Below are 26,037 nucleotides of genomic sequence, written 5' to 3' on the forward strand. Positions count from 1 at the left end.
GCTTGGTGGTGGTTGGTCTGAACGATAGCCGTCCCGCCGACCCAGCGTCCATTTGGATGGTGCCCGCAATGCCTGGTCCCCCCAATGCCTCGCCGCCGTCCTGGTCCGCTGGCCCTAGAACCCCAGCTGCGCCGCGAGCTGCAGCAGCAGCGCCTCGGACCCCATCGGCCCGATCAGTTGGATGCCCATCGGCAGCCCGGCACCCCTCTGTCCGCCCGTCCAGTGCACCGGGATGCTGATGGCGGGCAGGCCGCAGACATTCACCATCGAGGACCACGGCGCGAACTCGCACTGTTTGCGGTAGTCGCCGTCGGCGTCGCCTGCCCACTCGGACACGGGCCAGTAGCCGTCGCCGTGGGCCGACCCGGTGAACCAGCCCACCGGTCGGGGCGTCTGCGCCAGAGCGGGCATCAGCATGAGGTCCCAGGCGGAGTATTGGGCAATCGTGTCCCGTTGGAAGACCCGCAGGAAGCCGAGCGACTCATTGAGCTTGGCCGCGCTTCGCTGCTGGGCCCGGCGCCGGAAGGTGCGGGTTAGAGGTGTCAGGAGCGCCTCGCGTTGGGGTGAGATCCGGGCGCTTCCGACGGCGGCCGTCCATGCGGTGGTGAACGCGCCGGGGTACCGGTTGTCGTAGCGGACCGCGGCCTCTGCGGTTTCGTGGCCTGCGGCCTCCAGCAACTTGACGCCGGCCGCCAGGGCGTCCAGGGCCTCTTGGTCCGGAGTGAACGGAAAGATTGACTGCCAGGGGCTGTCCAGGCTCACGCCGATGCTCAGCTTGCGGGGTTCCCGGCCGGTGAGGGCGAGGTAGCTGGGCGCGGGGGCGGCGGGATGGCGGGATTCCGCCGCGACGAGCGCATCGAGCATCAGCGCCGCGTCCGCAGCCGTGCGTGCTAGCGGTCCGGTGACCACCAGCCGCGCGGGATCCCCGGAGCTCTCCCCGGCGGGGACCAGCCCGCGGCCGGGCTTGAGCCCCACCAGCCCACATGCAGCCGCCGGGATGCGGACTGAACCGCCGCCGTCGGACCCCGGGGCGAAGGGCAACAGCCCGGCGGCCACTGCCGCGGCGCTGCCGCCCGAGGACCCGCCCGAACTGCGGCTCAGCGCGTGTGGATTGCGCGACGGCGGTGCGATCCGGTTTTCGCTGTAAGCCGTCAGCCCGAACTCCGGGACCTGGGTCTTGCCCAGGGAGATGATGCCGGCGCTTTTCAACACGGAGGTGATTGCCGCGTCGGTCAGGGCTGGTTTGTGGTCCAGGGCGGCACTGCCGTGGGTTGTGACCACACCGGCCACGTCCGTCAGATCCTTGAACGCCACGGGCATCCCGTGCAATAGCGGCAGGTCGGTTCTGTCCCTCGCCGCGCGGGCATGGAGCTGGTCCGCGGCGGCCGCGTCCTTCAAGGCCTGCTCCGCCGTAACGGTGATGAACGCGCCGAGGTGCGCGTTCTCGGTCCCGATCCGGTCCAGGAAATGCCGGGCTGCTTCCCGGGCTGAGACGGTTCCGGCGCGGAGGGCGTTGCGCAGCTGGACGGCGGAGAGGTCGTGGAGTTCAGCCAAGGAGACGCGGCCCCAGCTGTTCGCTAGCGGGCGCCGGGGTGGGCGCAAGCATGTGCGCAGGCGTGGGTTCGGATCCGGGAGGACATGTCCAGTCTTCGCCTTGGCGCATGGACATAGTGGCAATGTGCCCAGTGTTCGCGGCAAGGGGAGGGCATGTCCGCCCCGGGGCAGGGGTCAGCCCCGGGAACCGTCCAGGGGCGGGGGACGCCCCTCGGGTTGCCCGGATTCTGGCCCGGATTCTGGGCCGGTCAGCTGCCATGGTGCCTCCTTCGCGCTCTTCCAGAAGCGTAACGTGCTGCCTGCAGCGGTGCGCCCCCGGCGGCTGGCGATACGCTGGAGGCAGACCCCGATTTCTGCGGAAAGGACGACCATGAGCGACTTCGACACCGTCACCGTGTCCGAGATCCCCGAGGGGGCCAAAATCCTCGATGTCCGCGAGGACTACGAGTGGGTGGCCGGCCACGCGGACGGAGCCCTGCACATTCCGCTGGACCAGCTCCCGGCCCGGCTCGAGGAACTGGACCCGGACCAGGACCTCTACCTGATCTGCCGCACGGGCGGACGTTCCTTCCGCGCCGCGCAATGGCTCGTGGGCCAGGGGTATTCCGCCCTGAACGTGGCCGGCGGGATGGACCAATGGCTGGAAACCGGCAAGCCGCTGGTGTCCGACAACGGGCTCAAGCCAGTGATTCTGTAAGCGAAGAAAGAAGAACCGATGCCCGCATCACCCGTTACCTACACCTTCCTCGGGCCCGAGGGCACTTTCACCGAGGCTGCGCTGATGCAGGTGCCGGGCGCGGCGGAGGCCATCCGCATCCCGGCGTCCAACGTGAATTCGGCGCTCGACAAGGTGCGGAACGGTTCGGCTGACGCGGCCATGGTGCCGATCGAAAACTCCGTCGAAGGCGGCGTCACGGCAACCCTCGACGCGATCGCCACGGGCCAGGAGCTTCGCATCCTTCGTGAAGCTCTGGTTCCGATCAGTTTCGTCCTGGTGGCCCGTCCCGGCGTCCGGGTCGAGGACATCCGCCGAATCTCCACCCACGGCCATGCCTGGGCGCAGTGCCGGCTCTGGGTCGACGCTAATATTCCGAACGCGGAATACGTTCCCGGCTCCTCTACGGCAGCGGCCGCCATGGGGCTCCTCGAGGACGACGCGCACTACGACGCCGCGATCTGCGCGCCGATCGTGGCCACCGAGCAGCCCGGACTCGCCGTCCTGGCCGACAACATCGGCGACAATCCCGGCGCGGTGACCCGCTTTGTGCTGGTGGGCCGCCCGGGATTTCTGCCGGAACCAACCGGCGCCGACAAGACCACGGTGGTGGTTCCGCTGCCGGAGGACCGGCCGGGCGCGCTGATGGAGATCTTGGACCAGTTCGCCACACGCGGGGTCAATCTCAGCCGAATCGAATCACGGCCCACGGGCCAGTACCTGGGACACTACTTCTTCAGCATCGACGCGGACGGCCACGTCGCCGATGCGCGCGTCGCGGACGCCCTCGCCGGGCTGCACCGGATTAGCCCGGCGACCCGTTTCCTCGGTTCCTATGGCCGTGCCGACGCCCAGCGGACGGTCGTCGCACCGCACACGTCCGATCAGGCATTCCGCGCCGCACATGCGTGGGTGAAAGACATTCTGGGCGGAGCATCTGTGGTTCCGGAATATACGGCGGAGGCTTCGCCAAGAGCGTAGCCAAATGCCGCTCCCGGCACTTCCACGCCTACCAAACTCTGCGTATGCTTGCCTGATCCATATTGGGGGAAGTCCCCTAACGGAGGGAGCAGGTCATGTCAGGTACCAGCACCGAAAACGACGGCCAGGGAATGATTGTGAACCCTAAGCCGAGGGCTGACAACCAGGACTGGGACGGTGACGACGCCGACCGTGCCGACCGGCTGCGCTTCGAAGAGGAGCAGGCCATGATCCGCGAGCAGTCCGAAGCCCGCGCCGCGAGGGCGGCCGCGGAGGCCAAGAAGTCCGCCGATGCGGAAGTCGCTGCAACGAAGAAGAAAGCCAGCGCCTAGTCTTCCTCGGTACCGTCCTTGACGCGTACCAGCAAGGAACCGGGTGCCACCTGCACCGTCACGGTCGTTGCCTCGCCGGAGGGATCGCCGTCGACCTGGGTGGCCATGGGTTCCGCGCTCCGGATGGTCACCTTCCCGGAGCGGTAGTAAGTCATCACCGGCAGATTCCGCTTGTGCTTGAGCACGATTTTCGTATACATCGCCAGCCAGCCGATGGCGCTGCGCGGGCTCATGACCACCACATCCAGCATGCCGTCGTCGATCATGGCCTGCGGGATGAAGTCGATTCCGCCGGGGATCAGGCCGCAGTTGGCGAACAGCACGCTGCGGATCTTCCGGCTCTGCTCCGGTTGGTCATCGAGGGCGACGGAGACTTTCTTGCGGCGCCCCGGAAGGTGCCGGACCCCGGCCTCGGTGTAGGCAAGCCACCCCACCGCCTTCTTCAGGCCGTCGCTGGTGTCACCCACGATCTCGGCGTCCATGCCGATGCCCGCGATCACGAGGAAAGTGTGTTCCGCGGACTCGCCGGTCCGGGAGTTGGCGACCTGCATCCGCGCGGTATCGATGAACCGCTGGTGGCCGAAGAGGGCGGTCTGCACGTTGCCGGACAGGTCGTTCACGTCCAGGTGGATGTTGCGGGCCAGCAGGTTGCCGGTGCCGAGCGGAATCAATCCCATGGCGATGTCCGTTCCGGCCAGGTACTCGGCGGCGACGCGTACCGTTCCGTCGCCCCCGCCCACCAGGACGACGTCGGCACCGTACTTCGCGGCATCCCGGACCTGCGAGAACCCCGGGTCCTCGGCGGTGGTCTCAAAGAAGCGCGGCGCCTCCCAGCCGGCCGAGGCGCAGGCATTCTCGATCAGGAGACGTGCCTCGCCGGATTTGGCCTTGATGGGGTTCATCACCACGGCCACCTTTTGATCGCCCAGGCCGGGACTGTGCGTCTGCTCCCAGACGGCGCTTCGGGTGTGCTTGGCCTTGAGCCTGCGCACCCCCCACCAGCTGGAGATGGCGAACGCCAGGACTCCAGCGATGATGAGGTACAGCAGCCAGTCGCTCATTGTGCTCCAACACTATCCCGCCGGTGCCGTGCGGCCGATTGCCAAGTAATGTGTACCGGATTGGTTAGTCTTGTCTGGTGATCGACGTAAAAGACCTCAGTGAAAATCCGGACAAGTTCCGTGCCAGCCAGCGCGCCCGTGGCGCCGACGAATCCGTGGTGGACGCGATCATCGCCGCGGACTCGTCCCGGCGCGCAGCACTGATCCACTTCGAGAACCTGAGGGCAGAGCAGAACGCCTACGGCAAGAAGGTGGCCCAGGCCAAGGGCGAGGAGAAGCAGGCCCTGCTGACAGAGGTCAAGGCGCTCGCGGTCGCGGTCAAAGCAGCCTCCGCCGAGGCCGACGTCGCGCAGGCCGCCCAGGAGGAGCTCCTCCGGGCGATTCCGAACCTCATCGAGGACGGCGTCCCGGAAGGTGGCGAGGATGACTACATCGTCCTCAAGACGGTCGGTGTGCCGCGCGAATTCACCGACTTTGAGCCCAGGGACCACCTCGAAATCGGGGAGCTGATCGGCGCCATCGACATGGAGCGCGGTGCCAAGGTTTCCGGTTCGCGTTTTTACTTCCTCCGCGGCGTGGGCGCCCGGCTGGAGATGGCACTGCTGCAGATGGCCATGGAACAGGCCATCGACGCCGGGTTCGTTCCGATGATCACGCCCACGCTGGTGCGCCCGGAAACGATGCAGGGCACCGGTTTCGATGTCAAGCACGACGCCGAGATCTACCGTCTCGCCGAGGACGACCTTTACTTGGTGGGCACCTCTGAGGTGCCGCTGGCCGGCTACCATGCGGACGAGATCCTGGACCTCTCAGCAGGCCCGATCCGTTTTGCCGGGCAGAGCTCCTGCTACCGCCGGGAGGCTGGCTCGCACGGCAAGGACACCCGGGGCATCATCCGGGTCCACCAGTTCAACAAGGTGGAGATGTTCGTCTACACCACAGTGGAAGAGGCCGCCGCTGAGCACGCCCGCCTGCTGGCCTGGGAAGAGGAAATGCTGGCCAAGTGCGAGCTGCCCTACCGCGTGATCGACACTGCGGCCGGTGATCTTGGCAATTCCGCCGCCCGGAAGTTCGACTGCGAGGCCTGGGTCCCCACCCAGGGCGCCTACCGCGAGCTGACGTCGACGTCCAACTGCACCACCTTCCAGGCCCGCCGGCTCAACATCCGCGAACGCGCCGTGAATGAGGAGGGCGTCTCCAAGGGCACCCGCGCCGTCGCCACGCTGAACGGGACGCTCGCTACCACCCGCTGGATCGTGGCCATCCTGGAGCATCACCAGAACCCGGACGGCTCGGTCAACGTCCCCGCCGCACTGCAGAAGTACCTCGGCGGGATGACGGTCTTCCCCGTCCTCTAGCCAATTCCCCGACCCCTGCCGCCACAAAGTGTTCACTTCGGATTCACCGCGCCCTGTGGCGTGGATCCTAGCGGCCCCCGGGGGCGTCTGCTCTACTAGGGAGATGACAACATTGACTGAAACCTCAGTCGCCGGCAACGATGACCGGCGAGATCACAACCAGGACAACTCGACCCACAACGGCCACAAGCTGATGGTCGCGCTCGACGTCGACGGCACGCTCGTGGACCACGACGGCCACATGTCGGTTCCGGTCCGGGAAGCCGCCCAGGATGTCGTGGCGGCCGGCCACCACGTCACCATCGCCACGGGCCGCTCGCTGAACGCCACGCTGCCCATCATCGAGCACATCGGCATCGAGAACGGCTATGCCGTCTGCTCAAACGGCGGCGTCACCCTTCGGCTCGATTCCGGTCTGGCCGAAGGCTACGAAGTCATCCACAAGGCAACCTTCGACCCGGGTCCGGTGCTCCGCGCGCTGCGGAAGCGGCTGCCAACGGCCAAGTATGCCCTGGAGGACGAAGAAGGCAACTTCCTCTCCACCGAACGTTTCCAGGACGCCAGTTTCGGCGTGGAGGCCATCGGCGTCGACTTCCAGACCATGTTGGAGGCCACCGCCGTCCGTGTTGTGGTTTTCAGCGCGGAGAACACGCCCGAGGATTTCAACACGGCCATCCGCCACATCGGACTGGCCGGCGTGACGTACTCGGTCGGCTGGACCGCCTGGCTGGATATCGCCGCCGCCGGTGTCACCAAGGCCACCGCCCTGGAGAACCTTCGCGGCCGGCTGGACATCGAGGCGCACCGCACCGTCGCCGTCGGGGACGGCCGCAATGACATCGAGATGCTCACCTGGGCCGCCCGCGGCGTGGCGATGGGGCAGGCGCCGGAAGAAGTCATCGCCGCCGCAAACGAAGTCACTCATTCCGTGTACGACGACGGCGCCGCCGCAGTGCTGCGGAGCCTGCTGCCGTAGTTGCCGCTGCTGTCGTACCGCGGCCGGGTGCTGCCGGCGCCGTGGCTACTGCCGCGGCGGGCGCGTCCTGCCGGGGGCGCCAGAAGGCTAGCGGACCTCGAGGATAAGGCTCAACAGGCGGGCCGCCGCGGGCCGTGCCGCGTACTCCTCGTTCCACTGGGCCCGTGCGACGGCTTTGCTGACCGCCTGGGTGGTGATGCCCAGCTCCTCCGCGACAGCTTTCTGCTGCCCTCGGACGCCCGGCGTCAACAGGTCCAGGACCCGCCACTCGGCCTGGCTCCGGTCGTGGACAATATGGCCCAGCAGCCGCAGTACGGCCTCGGATTCCGCCGCCACGTCAGCCAGCGGTCCTTCGACAGCGACCGGAATCCGTTCCTTGCCGTTACGCAGCCGGTCCACAGCGCGCCGCGCGTAGATCAGCCCGTGGCCGGAGGCATCCTTGATCTGGTTCGGCAGCGGTTCGTTCACCGGACCCACTCCGATCCCGACGTACCAGCTGCCGCTGCGCAGGGCAATCATCGCCGCCTCCACGGCCTGATGCGCCGAGTCCACAATGCCCTGGACCTCGTCCTCCACTGAGCGGTCGAAATCGAGGCGCGCCGGAATGTGCCGCAGGTCCTTGAGGAGCTGCGGCACGCGGTCGCCGTCGCGCCGGCTGTCGGTTTGATTGATGGTCAGCGTGAACATTCTGGATCAAACACTACCCGGTGGTAATCCGGAGGCAAGCGAGGCCAGGGAAGCCGACGTCGGGCTTGTGTCATGTCCGGGGGACGTGTTGCGATGGAGGACGCGCCACCGCCGGGGGCCCCAGTGAAGCGAGGACTGCTTTGACCAGCGACGTGACCAATGACGCGAAAGAGGACCTGGGCAGGGACGCCCGATCCGGTCCTGCCGACGCCGGGGGAGCGCGGCCGGGAGTGGCCTCCCGGGGCACGCTCGACGACGCTGCACTGGACCTTGTTGACCGCTGGTGGCGGGCCGCCAACTATCTCTCCGTCGGGCAGATCTATCTCCGCTCCAACCCCCTTCTGCGCGAACCCCTCCGCGCAGCCGACACCAAGTCGCGGCTGCTCGGCCACTGGGGCACGACGCCGGGACTCAATTTCATCTACGCCCACCTGAACCGCGCCATCCGCCGGGACCGGCAGGAGATGCTCTTTATCGCCGGGCCGGGCCACGGCGGGCCCGCGGTGGTAGCCAACGCGTGGCTTGAGGGAACCTACTCGGAGGTCTACGGCGCCGTGGGCGACGACGAACAAGGTATGGCGGAGCTGTTCCGGCAGTTCTCCTACCCCGGCGGGATCCCAAGCCATGCCGCGCCGGAGACGCCGGGCTCCATCAACGAGGGCGGGGAACTCGGATATTCGCTGGCACACGCCTACGGTGCCGCCTTCGACAACCCCGAACTGGTGGCCGCGGTTGTGATCGGCGACGGCGAAGCGGAGACGGGTCCGCTGGCCGCGAGTTGGCACTCCCACAACTTTCTGGACCCGGTGGCGGACGGCGCGGTGTTGCCCATCCTGCACCTGAACGGCTACAAGATCGCGAACCCCACCATTCTGGCGCGCATGCCCGAAGCTCAGCTGGAGCAGCTGCTGCGCGGCTACGGCCACGAACCGCACTTCGTGACAGTGGGGGACCCGGACGACACCGCGGCCGCGCACCGGGCCTTCGCCGAAGCCCTGGACCAGTGCTTGGCCGAAATCGGGGCGATCCAGTCATCGCGGCGCAGTGACGCCAGCGGCGAGGCGAGCGGCAGTGACCCCAGCGGCGAGGCCAGCGGAGACGCCGAAGCCCCGCGCTGGCCCATGATCGTGCTGCGTTCCCCCAAAGGCTGGACCGGACCGAAAATAGTGGACGGACTGCAAGTGGAGGGCACGTGGCGCAGCCACCAGGTTCCGCTGAACGAGGTCCGCACGAATCCGGAACACCTGGCCCAGCTCGAGCAGTGGCTTAAGTCCTACGGACCGGAGGAGCTATTCGATGAAGGGGGCCGCCTGAACCCGGAGATCGCCAAAAACGCCCCGCACGGCGAGCTCCGGATGAGTGCGACGCCGCATGCCAACGGCGGGCTGCTGCTGCGCCCGCTCAAGCTCCCCGGCTACGCCCGGCACGCCGTCGACGTCCCCGAGCCCGGCGTCGAGCGCATCAGCCCGATGATCACCCTCGGCTCCTGGCTGCGCGACGTGATCAGCCTGAACCCGGAGACGTTCCGGCTGTTCGGCCCGGACGAGACCGCCTCCAACCGCCTGCAGGACGTCTACGAGGTCACGGACAAGGTCTGGCAGTACCGGATCGACGGACTCGATGAGCACATCGCCCGGGCGGGCCGGGTGATGGAGGTGCTCAGCGAACACCTTTGCCAGGGCTGGCTGGAGGGCTACCTGCTGACCGGACGGCACGGCGTCTTCAACTGCTACGAGGCGTTCATCCACATCGTGGATTCGATGTTCAACCAGCACGCGAAATGGCTCAAGGTCTCCCGTCAGCTGCCATGGCGCCGCCCGGTGGCCTCACTGAACTACCTGCTGTCCTCCCACGTCTGGCAGCAGGACCATAACGGCTTCTCGCACCAGGACCCCGGTTTCATCGACCACGCCGTGAACAAGAAGGCCGAGGTCATCCGGGTCTACCTGCCGCCGGACGCCAATACGCTGCTCGCCGTAATGGAGCACTGCCTCGAGTCACGGGACCTGGTCAACATAGTGGTCAGCGGCAAGCAGCCCTCGCCGACCTGGCTGGGCCCGGCGGAGGCCTCGCACCACTGCCGCCGCGGCCTGGGCATCTGGCAGTTCGCCGGCTCGGAGATCCCCGGAGAGGAGCCCGACGTCGTCCTCGCCTGTGCGGGCGACGTGCCGACCATCGAAACGGTCGCCGCCGCGGAACTGTTGAAGCGGGGTGCCCCCGGTCTGAAGGTCCGAGTGGTCAACGTCGTGGACCTGATGCGGCTCCAGGATGCCAGCGAGCACCCGCACGGCCTGAATTCACGGGATTTCGACGGCATCTTCACGGCGGATAAGCCGGTGATTTTCGCCTACCACGGCTATCCCGCACTGATCCACCGCCTCACCTACCGCCGGACCAACCAGGGAGGCCTGCACGTGCGCGGCTACAAGGAGGAAGGCACCACCACCACCCCCTTCGACATGGCCATGCTCAACGGGATCGACCGCTTCCAGCTCGCCGTCGACGCGATCGACCGGGTTCCGGGGCTGGCCGAGAGGCATTCGCTGCTGCGCCAGTCGCTGCAGGACAGCCGGATGAGGGCCCGGGACCACACCCGGGAGCACGGCGAGGACCCGGCGGAGATCCGGGACTGGTCGCTGGGGCGCGGGTAGCGGGCGCGTTGCCTACGGGCCGCCGAGCTCGGACAGCCCGCCGGCGGGCAGGTGGATCCAGCCCTCGGTCCGGGCAGCCTGGGCGTGGCCGTCATCGGGTAGGAGGGTCCTGCCCAGGGCAACTGCCCGCGCAGTAAGCGAGGCGATGAGGGCGTCGAAAAGGTCATCGGACGCGGCCAACTGGTTAGCGGAGCCGGCAAGGTCCAGCCAGGGTGCTGCCGACGTTAGGGCGTCGAGGATCAGGGCCAGACGCTCCGTTTCCGTTGTGCCGCGCCCCTTGTAGCCGCGGGCCAGCAGGCCCCACAACTTCAGGGAGGCCGCGGGGTAAACTTCGGCGAGTCGGCCGCTGCCGTCCCTGGGCTGCGGACCCACGTCCCGGGCGATCTTGGCCTGGATCACGGCGCAGCGCATGGCGGGGTGGGCCAGCCGGTCGGCGGAGACGCTCAGCGGAATCAGACCGGTCCGGCCGGTGACGAACCGGTCCGTATCCCGGTAGGCCAGCAGCCGGCGGCCGGCGATCCCGTCATGGTCCAGCACGGGGTGCGGGTCGAAGTTCAGATGCCCGGCGAGGAAGGGGAGCAAAGCGTCCGGCCAGCCCACCGGGCAGTCGACGCCCATGATGCTGCTGTCGCCGAAGAGCCGGACGATCTCCTCATCGCTCACGTCCAGCGCAAGATGTTCCAAGGTGGCGGCCCCGCCGGCCCAGGCCAGGACCGCCACCGCAGTTTTCTTAGTGGACGCGGCAAGATCGACGCCCAGTGTTCTCACCTGTAAGCGCCCGGGATGATGGTCATAGGCATGGCAGCAATCTACCGTCCGCCCGGCTCAGACCGAGCGGTACGTAAGGGCGCCTGGAATCCCGCCCTGGCTGTCCAGGCCCTTCCCGGAGGCAAACCGGGCCCAAACGGCACGAAGGGCCCGGCCCTGGGCGTTAATTTCCTCCCACGTGGCACCCGTAAGCAACCCTGCCCCCTCCCAGGTCTGCCGGTCGCCGAACAGCAGCGGCAGATCCACGGTATGCGCGGCCCCGTAGAAATTTCCCGGGGCGCCCCAGGTCAGCACGTAGCTGTACGCCTTGCCCCCGGCCCGGACGTGCCGACGGGCAAACTGTCGAGCTGATTTGCCGTATACCGCTTCCGTCACGGCCCAGTTGATGGCTTTGACGACGGCGCCGCCGAGAACGGGGACCTTGGACAGACGCCTGACCCGGGGACCGCGCGGCAGGAACAGCCGGGCTTCGTCGGACGTGTGCCCGATCAGGACCTCGATCTCCGGGGCCGTGGCGTTCCAGGCGGCGTCGATCCCCTCTTCTGCCGGCAGGGGGGCGTGCCCGTATTGCGTGCCGAACGGCATGGCCGCCATCAGCCCGAACTTGCGCGCCACCTGCGCCACGGTGTCCTCAATGGCGACGACGTCCAGGGCAGGCGTGTCCTCGGTGACGGTTTCCGCCGCGATGCCCATGGCGGTGTTCATCTTTTCCCTGCCCCGGGCGATGCCCAGGGGTGCGCTTTGAATGATGGCGCGCTGAAAGAGGGCGGGGGCCTCCGGCGTCGCCATCAGGTGCGCGACGGCGTCGCCGCCTGCCGACTGTCCGAACGCCGTGACGTTTCCCGGGTCGCCACCGAAGGCGCTGATATTGCGCTGGACCCAGCGGAACGCTTCGAGCTGGTCCAGCAGGCCGAGGTTGGCCGGCCTGCCCGTACCGGCCGCCAGGTATCCGAAAAGCCCCAGCCGGTACGTCACGGAAACCACGATGACCCGGTTTTCGGCAACGAGGGCCTTGGCATCGAAGATCGCCAAGTCCCCGGAGCCGGAGGTGTAGGACCCGCCATGGAGCCACACCATGACCGGCACGCGTTCGTTGTCCTCCAGGTCCGCCGGCAAGGTGATGGAGAGGCGCTGGCAGTCCTCACTGCCGGGAAGCTCGCCGTAACGCGTGCCCAGGATGTCGTCCAGGAACGGCACCGGCGCCTGCGGACAGGCGAGGGACAACGAGGTGGCGTTGAGTACCTCGGTCCGGTCGGGGGCACTCACCGGGGGCCGGAAACGTGCCGCGGTGGCGTAGGGGATTCCAGTGGCGCGCAATACGTCGCCGTCCCTCCATCCGGTGATCGGACCGCAGGGCGGATTGAAGTCAGGCTGGGCGTTCATAGGCCAACGATTTCACAGATTCTTGAGGCTCCGCTGACAGACGACGACGGCGGGTGCGGGGTTCTTCCGAACCCGGCACCCGCCGTCGGTCAGCCTTGGGTTCCCTGACCGAGCGAAGCGAGGTGAGGGAGGCGGTGGGTGGGGACTAGTGTCCTGCTGAGGGAACGTAGCGCTTGATGGAAGCCTCGAGTTCGGCTTCGGCGGCGGCGCGGTCGCCCCAGCCCTCGGCCTTGACCCACTTGCCCGGCTCCAGGTCCTTGTAACGGGTGAAGAAGTGCTCGATTTCCTTGATCAGGAACTCGCTGACATCGCTGATCTCTTTGATGTGGTCGAAGCGGGCGTCGGTGGGGACGCACAGGACCTTGGCGTCTCCGCCGCCGTCGTCGGTCATGTTGAACACGCCGATGGGGCGGGACTCGACGATCACGCCGGGGTAGAGGTCGAAGTCCTGCAGGAGCACCAGCGCGTCCAGCGGGTCGCCGTCTTCGCCGAGGGTGTCCTCGAAGTAGCCGTAGTGGGTGGGGTACTGCATGGAGGTGAAGAGGACCCGGTCCAGGCGGACACGGCCGGTCTCGTGGTCGACTTCGTACTTCACGCGTGATCCCTTGGGGATCTCGATGGTCACGTCATGCTTCATGGAATGCTCCTCGACGAATTCAGGGGGTGCGCGGCACACAGAAAGAGCTGACGGTGCCGCCGACTACTATTGAGGATATAGCGAGAGGCCCTGGTTTCAGGAACTATTAGGGACATTTCAGGACCGAAGGACCCACAGCAGCATGAAACGCGGAACTAGCAGCGCAGGCACCGAGCACGTGCCGGGCAGGTTGCGGGGCGTTCTCCCAATGCTGTTCCTGACCCTTCTGCTGCTGGCGCTCGCCGTTCCCGTAGGCATGGCCATCGCCCCCGCCTTCATCGGCACGAACGGCTCCGCCGCCGCCCCGACCGTCCCGCCGTGGCAGCAGCTGCCCGCAACGCTGGCCGCCGGAAGCGGCAACGCTGCCGGGATCCAACCGCTCAGTGACGCCGCACCCGTCCCCGAACCCGCTGCCCTCGCGGCGCTGCTGAACGACACCCTGAAGGCCGACGGCGCCGGGACCTTCACCGGGGTGGTGCTGGACGCCGCGACCGGAAAGCTGCTCTTTGACCGCGCCGCGGATGAGCCAAGGGTTCCGGCTTCCAACATGAAGCTGCTGACAGCCGCCGCAGCGCTCCGGACCCTCGGCCCGGACCGCAGGTTCAGCACCCGGGTCCTCGCCGGTTCCGCGCCCGGGACGGTGGTTCTCGCCGGCGGGGGAGACGTCCTACTCGGCGCGGGCGAATCCGCCCCGGCCGCCATCCTCGGCCACGCCGGGCTCGCCACGCTCGCGCAGTCGACCGTCCGGGCACTCAAGCAGGACGGCGTCTCCGGAACGGTGACCATACTGCTGGACGATTCCCTCTTCAGCGGCGCCTCGCTCAACCCTGCGTGGAGCCTGCAGGACGTCGCCGCGGGCGAAATGGCGCCGCTGTTCCCGCTGGCCCTGAACTCGGCCCGGTTCGACCCCGCCAAGTCCACCGGGCCACGCCCCCAGGACGCCGCCATGCACGCGGCCGAGGCATTCTCCGCGCAACTCGCGGTGGCGGGAGCACCGGCCGGGCTCACAGTGACGCCCGGCGTGGCCCGGCGCCCCGGTGCAGCGGACGGAGCTGCGCCGGAGCCCAGGGTCCTGGCCGAGGTCCAGTCGGCCACTGTCGGCCAGCAGGTGGACCTGCTGTTGCGGACCTCGGACAACTACCTCACCGAGGTAATCGGCCGGATGACTGCCCTCGCCGGCGGCAAACCCGGCAGCAACGACGGCGCCGTCGCAGCCGTGCTCCAGCAGCTTGAGGAAATGGGCGTCGCCACAGCCACGCTCCGCGCGGCCGACGTGTCCGGCCTGGCGCTCGCCAACCAGGTCTCCGCCCACCAGCTGGCGGAAGTCGTCCGTGCAATCACGTCCGGAACCGACACCCGGCTCCGGGCCGCGCTGGCTGGGTTCCCCGTCGCGGGACTCACCGGAACGCTCGGGGACCGTTATCTGGACCCCTCGACGGCGCGGGGCGCAGGGCTGGTCCGGGCCAAGACCGGCACGCTGAACACGGTGGTCTCCCTCAGCGGCTACGTGGTCGACGCCGACGGGAGGCTCCTCGTGTTCTCATTCCTCGGCAACGGGCTCACCCCGGGAGCCGCGAACAAGACGGCACTGGACCGCAGCGCCTCCGTGCTCGCAGCGTGCGGGTGCCGCTGACACGGAGCGCCGTTCCGGCGGGTGCGCGCCCACCGCACAGATACCCCGACGCACACCCGTTTCGCCGCCCGACGAATTTAAGGCGGAGAGTCAGGTGCTTGTGATCTGATGGACCTTATGGAGTCCTCAGCGCGCGAGACATCTGCCCAAGCCCTGATTAACTGGGAGCTTGCCGCTTCCACCGCGGCGCGGCTCACGCCCCCGGGTCCGACGCTGCGTACGGCCGAAATCGGCGCCGCGGTGGACAGCTTGCGCCTGGCGGCCGATATTTCGGTCCCGCACGTCCATGACATCACCGGCCTCGAAGCGGCCCGGGACCTGCGGGATTCCGCGGTCCTCGTCGTGGACCGCGCCTCGTGGGCCAAGGCCAACACCCAGAGCTTCGCCGTGATGCTCCAGCCCGCGATGGAAAAACTGCTCGAGGGCCGCCGCGGCTCGCTGAACCCCGGGGCGGCCGCTGTCAGCGGCGCCATCACCGGCAGCCAGCTCGGGGCCATCCTTGCGTTCCTCTCCAGCAAGGTCCTTGGCCAGTACGACCCGTTTTCTGCCCTCGCCGAAAACTCCGCCGCCCCGCCCGCGGGCAGGCTCCTGCTCGTGGCGCCGAACATCATCTCGGTGGAACGCGAACTCAATGTCAGCCCCGAGGACTTCCGGCTCTGGGTCTGCCTCCACGAACAGACTCACCGGGTGCAGTTCGCCGCGGCGCCGTGGCTGCGCCACCACATGCTGGACGAAATCGAAGACCTCAGCGGGCAGCTGCTGGGCAACGTCGATTCCCTGATGGAGCGTGCCTCGGCCGCCGCGAAATCGCTGAAGGACCGTTCCGCGGCCGGCACCACCCCCAGCCGCGGCGCAATCCTGGACCTGCTGCAGAACCCGGAGGAAAAGGCCGCACTTTCCCGGCTGACGGCGCTGATGAGCCTGCTCGAGGGCCACGCGAACGTCGTGATGGACGCCGTGGACGCCAGCATTGTCCCGTCCGTGAAGACCATCCGGCAGCGCTTCAACGCCCGAGACAAGGACCGCGGCGTCATCGAGAAATTCATCCGCAGCTTCCTTGGCCTCGATGCCAAGATGCGCCAGTACAGCGACGGCGCGAAGTTCGTCCGGGAAGTCGTGGCCGTGGCCGGAATGGAAGGCTTCAACAGGGTCTGGGACTCCGCCGAGCAGCTGCCCACCGAGCCGGAAATCCACGACTCGAAACTCTGGCTGGAACGGATGGGGCTCTAGTTAACGTGCCCGCCAGCGATCCTTCCCCGGCAGCGCCAGCCAAAGCCGCAGCAAAGCCAACCATCGCAGCACCCAGCGGACGGCGCCGGCCCGGGAGGCTGGCGCCCGTCGTCGGCACCGCGCGGAAAATGCTGCAGGACGCCCTGGCCGGCGCCGGCTACCCGGAACGCGTCCTCGTTGCCTGCAGCGGCGGGCCCGACTCGCTGGCCCTCGCCGCCGTCGCCGCGTATTTCGCCCGCCGCGGGCACGTCGACGGCCACCCGGTGTCCGTCGGCGCGGTCGTCGTCGACCACCAGCTGCAGCCGGGTTCCGCCGGGATCGCCGCCGCCACGGCCGCCACCCTGGGCGGGCTGGGAATCGGACCGGTCCAGATCCGGACCGTTGACGTCGCTGCCACCGGCATGGGCCCGGAAGCCGCCGCCCGGGAAGCCCGGCACACGGCGCTCGAAGCCGCAGCAGACGAGCTCGGCGCGGGCGTGATCCTGCTGGGCCACACCCTCGATGACCAGGCCGAGCAGGTCCTGCTGGGACTCGCGCGCGGCTCCGGCACCCGCTCCCTCGCCGGGATGCGGCCCGGGCGCGGGCGCCTGCTCCGCCCTTTCCTGGGCCTCCGGCGCGCGGACACTTTGGAGATCTGCTCCGTCGAGGATCTGGACCCCTGGCACGATCCGAGCAATGAAGATCCCGCCTTCGCCAGGTCCCGGACCCGCGTTGAAGTGCTGCCCCTGCTCGAGGAGAAGCTGGGCCCCGGCGTCGCGGAATCGCTGGCGCGGACCGCGGCCATCCTGCAGCTCGATGCTGACTATCTTGAGGACGTGGCAAACGACACCTTCGCCCGGCTGCAGGAACTGTCCGGCGCAGAAATCAGCCTCCCGGAGACGGCGCTGCGCGAACTGGCCCCGGCCATAAGATTCCGGGTCATTGCCAAGGCCGCCGCCGCCGTCGGGGGCCAGCAGCCGAGCTACCAGCGACTGCTGGCAGCGGAAGCACTGCTGCGCCGGCAGGGCTCGGCAGGTCCGGTGGAGTTGCCGGGCGGGGTCAGCGTCTACCGCCTCTCCCTCGCCGAGCTGCTCGCCGAAGGCAAGTCCGCCGCCTCCGATGTGCCCCGGGAAGCCGCCCGCTGTGGGAAGCTTGTATTCCGGCCTCAAAAACCGCCCGAAATTTAGTCGACCCCGCATCTACACAGGAGTTATTGGTGGATTCTAACGACGTCCAGGCAGACCTCAAGCACGTTCTGTACTCCAAGGAGCAGATCCAGTCCCGGATCACCGAACTCGCTGCCCAGATCGACAAGGACTACGAGGGCCGCGATCTGCTGATCGTCGGTGTGCTCAAGGGTGCCGTCATGGTCATGGCCGACCTGGCCCGCGCCCTCCACAGCCACGTCTCAATGGACTGGATGGCCGTCTCCTCCTACGGTTCCGGGACCCAGTCCTCCGGTGTCGTGCGCATCCTCAAAGACCTCGACACCGACCTGATGGGCAAGGACGTCCTGATCGTCGAGGACATCATCGACTCGGGCCTCACGCTGTCCTGGCTTAAGACCAACCTGGAATCACGCGGCACTGCCTCGGTGCAAATCTGCACCGCGTTCCGTAAGCCGACGGCGGCCAAGGTCAAGATCGACGTAAAGTACGTCGGCTACGACATCCCCAACGAGTTCGTGGTCGGCTACGGCCTGGACTACGCCGAAAAGTACCGCAACCTGGACTTCGTCGGCACCCTCGCGCCGCACGTCTACGAGTAGGAACCTCCCGCGGCTGCCCGGCGCCGAGCCCTCCGCTGGCCTTTCGCTGAGCCCTTCCTGCGCCGGGCCGTGACGCGCTCCGGCGCGCGTCCGCTACGCCCACAGGGAACTTTTGGTCTCCACCGTGCGTGAGCAACGGGGACGGTGTATAGCTAGAAGCTGATGCAGCACCACACGCGCGCAGATCGGTCGCCGTGCAGCACTACCAGGAGGGACGGGGCCAGCCCCGAACAGATGAAAGCTAAGAGTTTCTTCAAGGGCCCCGGCATCTGGATTGTCGTTGTTGTCGGCATGCTTCTGCTGGCCTTTGCCACCCTCGCCCCCGGCGGCTCCGCCCGGATCGACACGGACCGGGGCCTGGCGCTGCTGAGCGACGGTGGCAACATCGAACAGGCCAAGATCTTCGACGCGGAGAACCGTGTGGACCTGGTCCTGAAGGAGAACCTGCAGGTCGACGGCCAGGACAAGGGTAAAAACGTCCAGTTCTACTACGTCAACGCCCGTGCGGTAGACGTCGTCAAGGCCGTCACCGATGCCAAGCCGCCGAGCGGCTTCACCGACCAGCCGCTCGAAAACAACTGGTTCTCCGGGCTGTTCTCCCTCCTGATCCCGGTGCTGCTGCTCGGCGTCCTCTTCTGGTTCCTGCTCTCGCGGATGCAGGGCGGCGGTTCCAAGGTCATGCAGTTCGGCAAGTCCAAGGCCAAGCTGGTTAACAAGGACATGCCCCAGGTCACCTTCAGTGACGTTGCCGGCGCCGACGAGGCCGTCGAGGAACTCGAAGAGATCAAGGAATTCCTCGCGGAGCCGGCCAAGTTCCAGGCCGTCGGCGCCAAGATCCCCAAGGGCGTGCTTCTCTACGGCCCGCCCGGTACCGGCAAAACCCTGCTGGCCCGCGCCGTCGCCGGCGAGGCAGGCGTCCCGTTCTTCTCCATCTCCGGCTCGGACTTCGTTGAAATGTTCGTCGGCGTCGGCGCCTCCCGTGTCCGCGACCTGTTCGAACAGGCCAAAGCCAACGCGCCGGCCATCATCTTCGTGGACGAGATCGACGCCGTCGGACGTCACCGCGGTGCCGGCATCGGCGGCGGCAACGACGAGCGCGAGCAGACCCTCAACCAGCTGCTGGTGGAAATGGACGGCTTCGACGTCAAGACAAACGTCATCCTGATCGCCGCCACCAACCGCCCCGACGTGCTGGACCCCGCCCTGCTGCGCCCCGGCCGCTTCGACCGCCAGATCGGCGTCGAGGCTCCCGACCTGATCGGCCGCGAGCAGATCCTGCGGGTCCACGCCAAGGGCAAGCCAATGGCTAACGGCGTCGACCTGAAGGCCGTGGCCAAGAAGACGCCCGGCTACACCGGTGCGGACCTGGCAAATGTGCTCAACGAAGCCGCGCTGCTCACCGCCCGCTCCAACGCCAACCTGGTGGACGACCGCGCCCTGGACGAGGCTATCGACCGCGTCATGGCCGGCCCGCAGAAGCGCAGCCGGGTGATGAAGGAACATGAACGCAAGGTCACCGCGTACCACGAGGGCGGCCACGCCCTGGTGGCAGCGGCCCTGCGCAACTCGGCTCCGGTCACCAAGATCACCATCCTGCCCCGCGGCCGCGCCCTCGGCTACACAATGGTGGTGCCGGAGAACGACAAGTACTCCGTGACGCGCAACGAACTGCTGGACCAGATGGCCTACGCCATGGGCGGCCGCGTCGCGGAAGAACTCGTCTTCCACGACCCGTCCACCGGTGCCTCCAACGACATCGAAAAGGCCACCGGCATTGCCCGCAAGATGGTCACCGAGTTCGGCATGAGCGAACGCGTCGGTGCTGTGCGCCTCGGCCAGGGCGGCGGCGAGCCCTTCCTGGGCCGCGACGCCGGCCACGAGCGCAACTACTCGGACCAGATCGCCTACATCGTCGACGAGGAAGTCCGCCGCCTGATCGATGGGGCGCACGACGAGGCCTACGCCATCCTCACCGAAAACCGCGACGTGCTGGACGAGCTGGCCCTGGAGCTGCTGGAACGGGAAACCCTGAACCAGGCCGAAATCGCCCAGGTCTTCACCAACATCCGCCGGAGCGACTTCCGCGAGGTCTGGCTGTCCAAGGAGACCCGCCCGATCCAGGCGACGGGCCCGGTGGAGTCACGCCGCGAAAAAGCCGAGCGTGAAGCTCAGGAGGAAGCCAAGGAGGCCCGGCTCGAGGAACCGCTCGATGCCCTGCCCCCGCACGCCCAAGGTGTCGTCGGCGGGCAGGAGCCCTTCCAGGGCGGTGGTACGGATCTCGGGTCCGATGGCCGTCCCGGCTAGGCTTCTTCTGTGACTTTCTTCAAAGACGACGACGACGACGCTCCCGCCACCACCGATTCGGCGGCGGGAGCGTCCGCCAAACATGCCGGCAACAAGGTGGACCGCCCCCGGATCGAGGCGGCCGTGCGGGAAATCCTGCTGGCCATCGGTGAAGACCCGGACCGTAGCGGCCTCCTCGACACCCCGAAGCGGGTAGCCAAGGCGTACAACGAGATGTTTGCGGGGCTCCACCACGATCCGGCGGAGATCCTCGCCACCACCTTCGACCTGGACCATGAGGAACTCGTCCTGGTCAAGGACATCCCCTTCTACTCGACCTGCGAACACCACCTGGTGCCCTTCCACGGGGTGGCACACGTCGGCTACATTCCGTCGCACGACGGCAAGATCACCGGCCTGAGCAAGCTGGCCCGGCTGGTGGACATGTTCGCCAAGCGCCCCCAGGTGCAGGAGCGGCTGACCACCCAGATCGTCGAAGCCCTCGTCACCCACCTCAAACCGCGCGGCGCGATCGTCGTCGTCGAATGCGAACACCTCTGCATGTCCATGCGCGGCATCCGCAAGCCCGGCGCCAAGACCGTCACCAGCGCGGTACGCGGGCAACTGCATGACCCGGCCACCCGTGCCGAAGCCATGAGCCTCATCCTCGGAAGGTAAGAACACACTATGGACTCCCTCGCCGCAGCCCCCGGCACCGGCCCGGCAACCTCGCCCCTGCCCGTGCTGCGCAAACCGCGCCCGGCAGCGGCCTTCAAGGACCTGCCCTCGGACCGGACTCTCGTGATGGGGATCCTGAACGTCACCCCGGACTCTTTCAGCGACGGGGGCCAGCACGCGTCAACGGACACCGCCGTCGCCGCGGGGCTCCGGATGTTCTATGCCGGCGCGGACATCATCGACGTCGGCGGCGAATCCACGCGGCCAGGCGCCGTCGAGGTAAGCGTTGAGGAAGAACTCAAGCGCGTGCTCCCCGTTATCGCGGCCCTGGTCAAGGCCGGCGCCCTTGTCAGCATCGACACGACCCACGCGGCCACCGCGGCTGCGGCGCTGGACGCCGGCGCCACGATCATCAACGACGTCTCCGGGCTGACCCTCGAACCCGAGATGGCCGAACTCGTGGCCCGGAGCAAGGCGCCTTACGTCCTGACCCACCGCCGCGGCACCGCCAACACCATGGACTCCCTGGCTGAGTACGGGAACGTTGCGGAAGAGGTGGCCGCCGAACTGGCCGGCCTGCGGGACAAGCTCTACGCAGCGGGCGTCGCCCCGGAGCAGATCATTCTGGACCCGGGCCTGGGCTTCTCGAAGAATGAGGAGCACAACTGGGAACTGCTCCGCAACCTCGACGTCCTCCAGGGCATGGGCCACAAGGTCCTCGTGGCAGCCTCCCGCAAGCGTTTCCTCGGCAGCCTGCTGACGGTCGCCGGAAAGGCCGCGCCGCCGGTCGAGCGGGACGCCGCGACCGCAGCCGTGACAGCGATCAGCGCCGCCCGCGGCGTCTGGGCGGTCCGCGTGCACGACGTCGGCCCCAGCCTCGACGCCGTCAAGGTCGCGGCCCGCATGAAGCCGGCCCCGGCCGGCATCCACTGATCCGGCCAGTGACCATGGACCAGATCACGCTGAGCGGCGTCACCGCCGTCGGCCACCACGGGGTGTTTGATTTCGAGCGCCGGGACGGCCAGCCGTTCGTCGTCGATGCCGTGCTGCACCTCGACTTCAGCAAGGCAGCCGCCTCCGACGACGTCCTGGACACCGCCCATTACGGGGAGGTCGCGGACTGCATCCGGAACTGGATCACCGGAGACCCGCTGAACCTGATCGAGGCCCTGGCCGTGCGGATCGCCGACGATGTGCTGCGGAGGTTCGACGTCGCCGCCGTGGACATCACCGTGCACAAACCGAAGGCCCCCATCGAGGTGGACTTCGGCGACGTGTCGGTCAGCGTGCACCGGGAGCGGCCATGAGCCAGCTGTACACGCGTGCGGTGATTGCGCTGGGCAGCAACCTCGGTGAGCGCAATGACACCCTTTCGGCCGCCGTCGCCGATCTGGTCGACCCGCCGGAGGTCCGCCTTCTGGCTATTTCGCCGATCGTCCAGACGAAGCCCGTGGGCGGCCCGCCAGGCCAGCCGGACTTCCTCAACATGGTGATCGCCGTGGAGACGACTTTGCCGCCGCTGGAACTGCTCCGGCATTGCCACGCGGTTGAACAGAAGCACCTGCGGGTGCGGGACGTGCGCTGGGGCCCGCGGACCCTCGACGCGGACATCATCACTTACGGCGACCTGGTCAGCTCCGATCCCGACCTGACGCTGCCCCATCCGCGGGCGGCGGAGCGGGCGTTCGTGCTCTACCCGTGGTCGCTGATCGACCCGGCCGCGGAGTTGAACGGCGAACGGGTAGGCGAGCTGGCGGCGAAGGCACCGGACTTCGCCGACCTGACCCCCTTTGATGGTTTCGAAGACGTGCACGGTGTCGCCGGAGCGGTGGAGCGGCCGTGAAGCCGATCAACCCCTGGCTCCTCCTCGTCATCGGCGTCGGTGTCGCCCTTGCCGGCTATTTCGCCACCTTGTTGACCACCCGTTACGGGTTCTCCACACCGGTGCTGCCGCTGACCGGGCTCGTGACCATGGGCGTGATCGTGGTCCTGACCCTCGTGCTGGGGGTCCGCGTGCTGCGCTGGCGCAACGGCAAGAAGAAGAAGATGCTCAACCCGATCCTGGCCGCCTGGACCCTGGTCCTCGCCCAGGCCTGCGCGTACACCGGCAGCGTCCTGCTGGGCTGGCATGCCGGGATCTTCCTGGACCAGCTGCGGCTCTGGAACCTGCGCAGCGCCCAGGGCGTCACCTGGCAGGCCCTGGCCATGGCCGGCGGCGGCCTGATCATGGTGGTGGTGGGCCTGGTGGTGGAGCGCTTCTGCCGGATCCCGCCGGAGGACGGGGACGCCGAGGGCAGCCAGGGTGTGCGGGAAAAGCGCGGCAAACCTGAGGCGGAGGGCGAATATGCCTACCGAGGCGATTGACCCTCCCGGCGTCACCTGGCTCCGGGTTTCGCCCAAGTACATTACGGTCCGGATTGCGGGCTGGGCCCTCGGAAACCTGCTCGTCATCGCGGTGCTGTCCCTGCCGCTGGCACTGGTTCTCGGCGGCTGGTGGAGGGGTTTCCCGCTGTGGCTTGCCGCCGCCGTGCCAGCCGGAGTGGGGCTCCTGGCGCTTTGGCGGCTGCTGCTCATTCCGCGGCAGGTCCGCGCGATTGGCTACGCCGAACGTGAGGACGATTTGCTGATCCGCCGCGGCATCTTCTTCCAGCGCGTCCTCGTGGTGCCCTACGGGCGAATGCAGTATGTGGACATCGGGGCCGGGCCGGTGGAACGCGGCCTCGGTTTGTGCACCTTGAAGCTGCACACCGCCTCCGCCGGAACCAGTGCCGATATCCCCGGCCTGCCGGCCGCCGAGGGGGCCCGGCTCCGGGAGCAGCTTTCTGCCCGCGGTGAAGCCCGGCTGGCCGGGCTGTGACGGAAACTCCGTGAACCGGGACGGTACCGGCACGGCCCCCGAAGCGGCCACGGGTCCCGCGCCGGCCGGCACGGACGGCGGCTGGCATCGCGTGCACCCGGCCTCGCCCTTTGTCCGCGGCTGGGTGGCGCTGGCCGCCATCGGGTTTTTCTTCGGCCGGGACACCTTCGAACGGATGCTGCAGGGCGGTCCGCTGATCGACGAGCAGGTCGCGGGCCGGGCGCCGTGGCTGCTGCTCGGCGGCGGCACGGTCCTGCTGCTGACCGTGGCCGGCTACATCCTGAGCTGGTACTTCACGCGCTACCAGGTGGCCGAGGGTTATGTCCGGGTCAACACCGGGTTCCTCTTCAAACAGCAGCGGCAGGCCAGGCTTGACCGGGTCCAGGCGATCGACATCGTGCAGCCGCTGCTGGCCCGGATCTTCGGCCTGGCCGAACTCAAGTTCGAGGTGGCCGACGCGGGGGAGTCCGCGGTGAAGCTCGCGTATCTGCGGATGGACGAGGCACGGCAGCTCAGGGCAACGATCCTGGCGCGCGCCGCCGGTTTAGCGCCTGATCCGGAGCGCCCCGAAGCGGCCGCGGCAGAGGCTCCCGAACATAGGGTGCTGACCGTACCGCCGCCGCGGCTCGTCGGTTCGCTGCTGCTGAGCGAGCAAAGCGTCTTCATTGTGCTGGGCGCCGCGGCGTCCGTGGTGCTTTCGGCCGTGACGGACAACCGCAGCTTCTACTTCTACCTGATCCCGGCAGCGTTGGGGTTTGTGGCCGCGTACTGGAGTTCGTTCAGCAAGGGCTACAACTTCACCGCCGCCATCTCCCCGGACGGCATCCGGCTGCGCTACGGCCTGCTGGACACCCAGGCGCAGACCCTGCCGCCGGGCCGGATCCAGGCCCTGAGGGTGAGCCAGCCCCCGCTCTGGCGGATCTACGGCTGGTACCGGATCCAGGTCAACGTTGCCGGCTACGGTGCCGCGGCCGGCGACGGCGAGGGTTCGTCCCGGACCACGCTGCTGCCCGTCGGCACCTTTGGTGACGTGATCACGATGCTCTCCTTGGTGCTGCCTGACCCCGGCACCCCTGAACCCGTCCGCGTCTTTGCGGCCGGTCTTCACGGCCTCGCCGCAGCCTCCGGGGCCGGCGGGGAGCCGGGAACGGCGGACGACGGCGGCTTCCTCACCACCCCGCGCCGCGCCCGGCTGCTGGCGCCGCTGGGCTGGCGGTGCAACGGCTTCACCGCCACGGACACGGCGCTGCTGATCCGCTCCGGGCGGTGGTGGCGCCAGTTCGTCGTGGTTCCGCACCAGCGCACGCAGTCGATGGCGCTGCAGCAGGGTCCGCTGGCCCGGCGGTTCGGTGTGGTGGACCTCGTCCTGCACACCACGGCCGGTCCCGTGGCCCCGAAAGTGATCCAGGCGGGGCTGGCGGAAGGGAAGGCGCTCCTCGACGCGCAGGCCGCCCGCGCCCGGGCCGCACGCAAACGCCAGACCAGCGAGCACTGGCTGGACCAGGTGACACCGCTCGTGCTGGGCCCCGGTCCGACGGCCGGGCCAGCCGAAACCGCCCGCACCGAAGAACCCAGCCACAAGGAAGGCCAGCAGCATGGCTAAGCCAGGACGCCTCGGCGTCGGAATCATTGGCGCCGGCAAGGTCGGCGCCGTCCTGGGTGCCGCGCTGCGCGGCGCAGAGCACGCCGTCATCGGCGTGTCCGCAGTCTCAGACGACAGCCGGGAACGCGCGGAAACCCTGCTCCCCGGCGTCCCGGTGCTGGAGATCCAGGACATCGTCGAGCGTGCCGAGCTTGTGCTGCTGGCGGTCCCCGACGACGCGCTCGGCCCCCTGGTGGCCGGCCTGGCGAAGCTCGGTGCCTGGCAGCCCGGACAGCTCGTGGCGCACACTTCGGGCCGTTTCGGCGTCGGCATCCTGCACCCGGTCCGCGCTGCCGGAGCCGTGCCGCTGGCGCTGCATCCCGCGATGACCTTCACCGGCATGAGCCTTGACCTCACGAGGCTCCTGGACTGTACTTTCGGGGTCACCGCCGACGCCGCCATGCTGCCCATCGCCCAGGCCCTCGTCGTCGAGATGGGCGCCGAGCCGGTCGCCATCGCCGAAGCCGACCGCACGCTCTACCACGCAGCCCTCGCGCACGGTTCCAACCATCTCGTGACGCTCGTGGCTCAGGCCTCCCAGCTCCTCCGGGAAGTCGGCGTCGAAGCCCCGGAGCGCATGCTGGGCCCGCTGCTGCGCGCGACGCTGGAGAACGCCCTCGCCTCCGGCGAATCGGCGCTGACCGGTCCGGTGGCCCGCGGCGATGTGGGCACCGTGGCGGCCCACGCCGAAGCCCTCCGGGAGCAGGACTCCGGTTCGCGCGGCGATATTCTGGAGGCGTACCTGGCCATGGCCCGGGCCACGGCCCGGCGGGCCGGGAACCGGGGCATGCTGAAACCGGACCAGCTCGAGGGCATCGGCCGGGCCCTCGAGGGCCCGGACAAAAATGACCCGCAAGCCTAAGG

General features: G+C 68.2%; 25 protein-coding genes. 19 read left to right on the forward strand and 6 right to left on the reverse strand.

The window, feature by feature from the left end; genetic code table 11:
- Window positions 1–114 precede the first annotated feature (114 nt).
- Window positions 115–1,554 (reverse strand): amidase, encoded by a 1,440-nt coding sequence (locus OM977_RS00720; protein WP_264355659.1) that lies wholly within the window; start codon window positions 1,552–1,554, stop codon window positions 115–117.
- A 370-nt stretch (window positions 1,555–1,924) separates the two neighbouring features.
- Here OM977_RS00720 and OM977_RS00725 point away from each other — a divergent pair, with 370 nt between their 5' ends.
- The 3 genes from OM977_RS00725 to OM977_RS00735 all read left to right on the forward strand — a co-directional run bounded on the left by OM977_RS00725 (window position 1,925) and on the right by OM977_RS00735 (window position 3,582).
- Window positions 1,925–2,251 carry a rhodanese-like domain-containing protein gene (locus OM977_RS00725; RefSeq protein WP_264355660.1) on the forward strand — a complete coding sequence of 109 codons (327 nt, stop codon included), beginning with the start codon at window positions 1,925–1,927 and terminating at the stop codon, window positions 2,249–2,251.
- An 18-nt stretch (window positions 2,252–2,269) separates the two neighbouring features.
- Window positions 2,270–3,250, forward strand: a complete 981-nt coding sequence (pheA, locus tag OM977_RS00730; protein ID WP_264355661.1) for a prephenate dehydratase — start codon at window positions 2,270–2,272, stop codon at window positions 3,248–3,250.
- A gap of 95 nt (window positions 3,251–3,345) precedes the next feature.
- Entirely contained in the window at window positions 3,346–3,582 is a 237-nt protein-coding gene (locus OM977_RS00735; protein WP_264355662.1) for a hypothetical protein, read from the forward strand.
- On the opposite strand, the gene OM977_RS00740 is transcribed toward OM977_RS00735, so the two are convergent.
- Window positions 3,579–4,643, reverse strand: a complete 1,065-nt coding sequence (locus OM977_RS00740; RefSeq protein WP_264355663.1) for a diacylglycerol/lipid kinase family protein — start codon at window positions 4,641–4,643, stop codon at window positions 3,579–3,581. The genes OM977_RS00735 and OM977_RS00740 overlap by 4 nt on opposite strands.
- A 77-nt stretch (window positions 4,644–4,720) precedes the next feature.
- Between OM977_RS00740 and serS the strand changes: the two genes are divergently transcribed.
- Together serS and OM977_RS00750 are read left to right on the forward strand one after the other, a co-directional pair.
- On the forward strand, window positions 4,721–6,001 hold the full coding sequence (gene serS, locus OM977_RS00745; RefSeq protein WP_264355664.1) for a serine--tRNA ligase: 1,281 nt from the start codon (window positions 4,721–4,723) through the stop codon (window positions 5,999–6,001).
- A gap of 103 nt (window positions 6,002–6,104) precedes the next feature.
- On the forward strand, window positions 6,105–6,977 hold the full coding sequence (locus OM977_RS00750) for an HAD family hydrolase (RefSeq protein ID WP_264355665.1): 873 nt from the start codon (window positions 6,105–6,107) through the stop codon (window positions 6,975–6,977).
- An 87-nt stretch (window positions 6,978–7,064) separates the two neighbouring features.
- Here OM977_RS00750 and OM977_RS00755 read toward each other — a convergent pair whose 3' ends face one another.
- Window positions 7,065–7,664 carry a hypothetical protein gene (locus tag OM977_RS00755; RefSeq protein WP_264355666.1) on the reverse strand — a complete coding sequence of 200 codons (600 nt, stop codon included), beginning with the start codon at window positions 7,662–7,664 and terminating at the stop codon, window positions 7,065–7,067.
- Window positions 7,665–7,894: 230 nt separating this feature from the next.
- Between OM977_RS00755 and OM977_RS00760 the strand changes: the two genes are divergently transcribed.
- A complete protein-coding gene (locus OM977_RS00760; protein ID WP_264357502.1) occupies window positions 7,895–10,315 on the forward strand; it encodes a phosphoketolase family protein in 2,421 nt (806 codons plus the stop codon).
- A gap of 12 nt (window positions 10,316–10,327) precedes the next feature.
- Here the strand turns inward: OM977_RS00760 and OM977_RS00765 are convergent, their stop codons facing one another.
- The 3 genes from OM977_RS00765 to OM977_RS00775 all read right to left on the reverse strand — a co-directional run bounded on the left by OM977_RS00765 (window position 10,328) and on the right by OM977_RS00775 (window position 13,103).
- A complete protein-coding gene (locus tag OM977_RS00765) occupies window positions 10,328–11,083 on the reverse strand; it encodes a DUF429 domain-containing protein (protein WP_264355667.1) in 756 nt (251 codons plus the stop codon).
- Window positions 11,084–11,140: 57 nt separating this feature from the next.
- Window positions 11,141–12,466 (reverse strand): carboxylesterase family protein, encoded by a 1,326-nt coding sequence (locus OM977_RS00770; RefSeq protein WP_264355668.1) that lies wholly within the window; start codon window positions 12,464–12,466, stop codon window positions 11,141–11,143.
- A 145-nt stretch (window positions 12,467–12,611) separates the two neighbouring features.
- Window positions 12,612–13,103 (reverse strand): inorganic diphosphatase, encoded by a 492-nt coding sequence (locus OM977_RS00775; RefSeq protein WP_264355669.1) that lies wholly within the window; start codon window positions 13,101–13,103, stop codon window positions 12,612–12,614.
- Between the two features lie 142 nt (window positions 13,104–13,245).
- On the opposite strand from OM977_RS00775, the gene dacB reads away from it, so the two are divergent.
- The 13 genes from dacB (at window position 13,246) to OM977_RS00840 (ending at window position 26,035) form a co-directional block, all read left to right on the forward strand.
- Window positions 13,246–14,736 (forward strand): D-alanyl-D-alanine carboxypeptidase/D-alanyl-D-alanine endopeptidase, encoded by a 1,491-nt coding sequence (gene dacB, locus OM977_RS00780; RefSeq protein ID WP_264355670.1) that lies wholly within the window; start codon window positions 13,246–13,248, stop codon window positions 14,734–14,736.
- A gap of 117 nt (window positions 14,737–14,853) precedes the next feature.
- Window positions 14,854–15,966, forward strand: coding sequence for a zinc-dependent metalloprotease (locus OM977_RS00785; protein WP_264357503.1), 1,113 nt, complete (start codon window positions 14,854–14,856; stop codon window positions 15,964–15,966).
- A gap of 128 nt (window positions 15,967–16,094) precedes the next feature.
- Window positions 16,095–17,132 (forward strand): tRNA lysidine(34) synthetase TilS, encoded by a 1,038-nt coding sequence (gene tilS / locus OM977_RS00790; RefSeq protein WP_264357504.1) that lies wholly within the window; start codon window positions 16,095–16,097, stop codon window positions 17,130–17,132.
- Between the two features lie 29 nt (window positions 17,133–17,161).
- Window positions 17,162–17,713 (forward strand): hypoxanthine phosphoribosyltransferase, encoded by a 552-nt coding sequence (gene hpt, locus OM977_RS00795; RefSeq protein ID WP_264355671.1) that lies wholly within the window; start codon window positions 17,162–17,164, stop codon window positions 17,711–17,713.
- A gap of 234 nt (window positions 17,714–17,947) precedes the next feature.
- Window positions 17,948–20,017: an ATP-dependent zinc metalloprotease FtsH gene (ftsH, locus tag OM977_RS00800; RefSeq protein ID WP_264355672.1), complete on the forward strand. Its 2,070-nt coding sequence runs from the start codon at window positions 17,948–17,950 to the stop codon at window positions 20,015–20,017.
- 9 nt (window positions 20,018–20,026) lie between these two features.
- Window positions 20,027–20,674 carry a GTP cyclohydrolase I FolE gene (folE, locus tag OM977_RS00805; protein WP_264355673.1) on the forward strand — a complete coding sequence of 216 codons (648 nt, stop codon included), beginning with the start codon at window positions 20,027–20,029 and terminating at the stop codon, window positions 20,672–20,674.
- 9 nt (window positions 20,675–20,683) lie between these two features.
- The gene (folP, locus tag OM977_RS00810) at window positions 20,684–21,607 is read left to right on the forward strand and encodes a dihydropteroate synthase (RefSeq protein ID WP_264355674.1); all 924 of its coding nucleotides are present in this window, start codon (window positions 20,684–20,686) and stop codon (window positions 21,605–21,607) included.
- Window positions 21,608–21,621: 14 nt separating this feature from the next.
- The gene (folB, locus tag OM977_RS00815; protein ID WP_264355675.1) at window positions 21,622–21,981 is read left to right on the forward strand and encodes a dihydroneopterin aldolase; all 360 of its coding nucleotides are present in this window, start codon (window positions 21,622–21,624) and stop codon (window positions 21,979–21,981) included.
- Window positions 21,978–22,517: a 2-amino-4-hydroxy-6-hydroxymethyldihydropteridine diphosphokinase gene (folK, locus tag OM977_RS00820; RefSeq protein WP_264355676.1), complete on the forward strand. Its 540-nt coding sequence runs from the start codon at window positions 21,978–21,980 to the stop codon at window positions 22,515–22,517. Before folB ends, folK begins: the two co-directional genes overlap by 4 nt.
- A complete protein-coding gene (locus OM977_RS00825) occupies window positions 22,514–23,038 on the forward strand; it encodes a DUF3180 domain-containing protein (protein WP_264355677.1) in 525 nt (174 codons plus the stop codon). The genes folK and OM977_RS00825 overlap by 4 nt, the downstream gene beginning before the upstream one ends.
- Window positions 23,019–23,531: a PH domain-containing protein gene (locus OM977_RS00830; protein WP_264355678.1), complete on the forward strand. Its 513-nt coding sequence runs from the start codon at window positions 23,019–23,021 to the stop codon at window positions 23,529–23,531. The genes OM977_RS00825 and OM977_RS00830 overlap by 20 nt, the downstream gene beginning before the upstream one ends.
- Before the next feature lie 10 nt (window positions 23,532–23,541).
- Window positions 23,542–25,134 carry a PH domain-containing protein gene (locus OM977_RS00835; protein ID WP_442960678.1) on the forward strand — a complete coding sequence of 531 codons (1,593 nt, stop codon included), beginning with the start codon at window positions 23,542–23,544 and terminating at the stop codon, window positions 25,132–25,134.
- Window positions 25,127–26,035 carry a Rossmann-like and DUF2520 domain-containing protein gene (locus tag OM977_RS00840; protein ID WP_264355679.1) on the forward strand — a complete coding sequence of 303 codons (909 nt, stop codon included), beginning with the start codon at window positions 25,127–25,129 and terminating at the stop codon, window positions 26,033–26,035. Before OM977_RS00835 ends, OM977_RS00840 begins: the two co-directional genes overlap by 8 nt.
- Window positions 26,036–26,037: the final 2 nt, after the last annotated feature.

The organism is Pseudarthrobacter sp. MM222 (assembly GCF_947090775.1).
Taxonomy (GTDB): domain Bacteria; phylum Actinomycetota; class Actinomycetes; order Actinomycetales; family Micrococcaceae; genus Arthrobacter.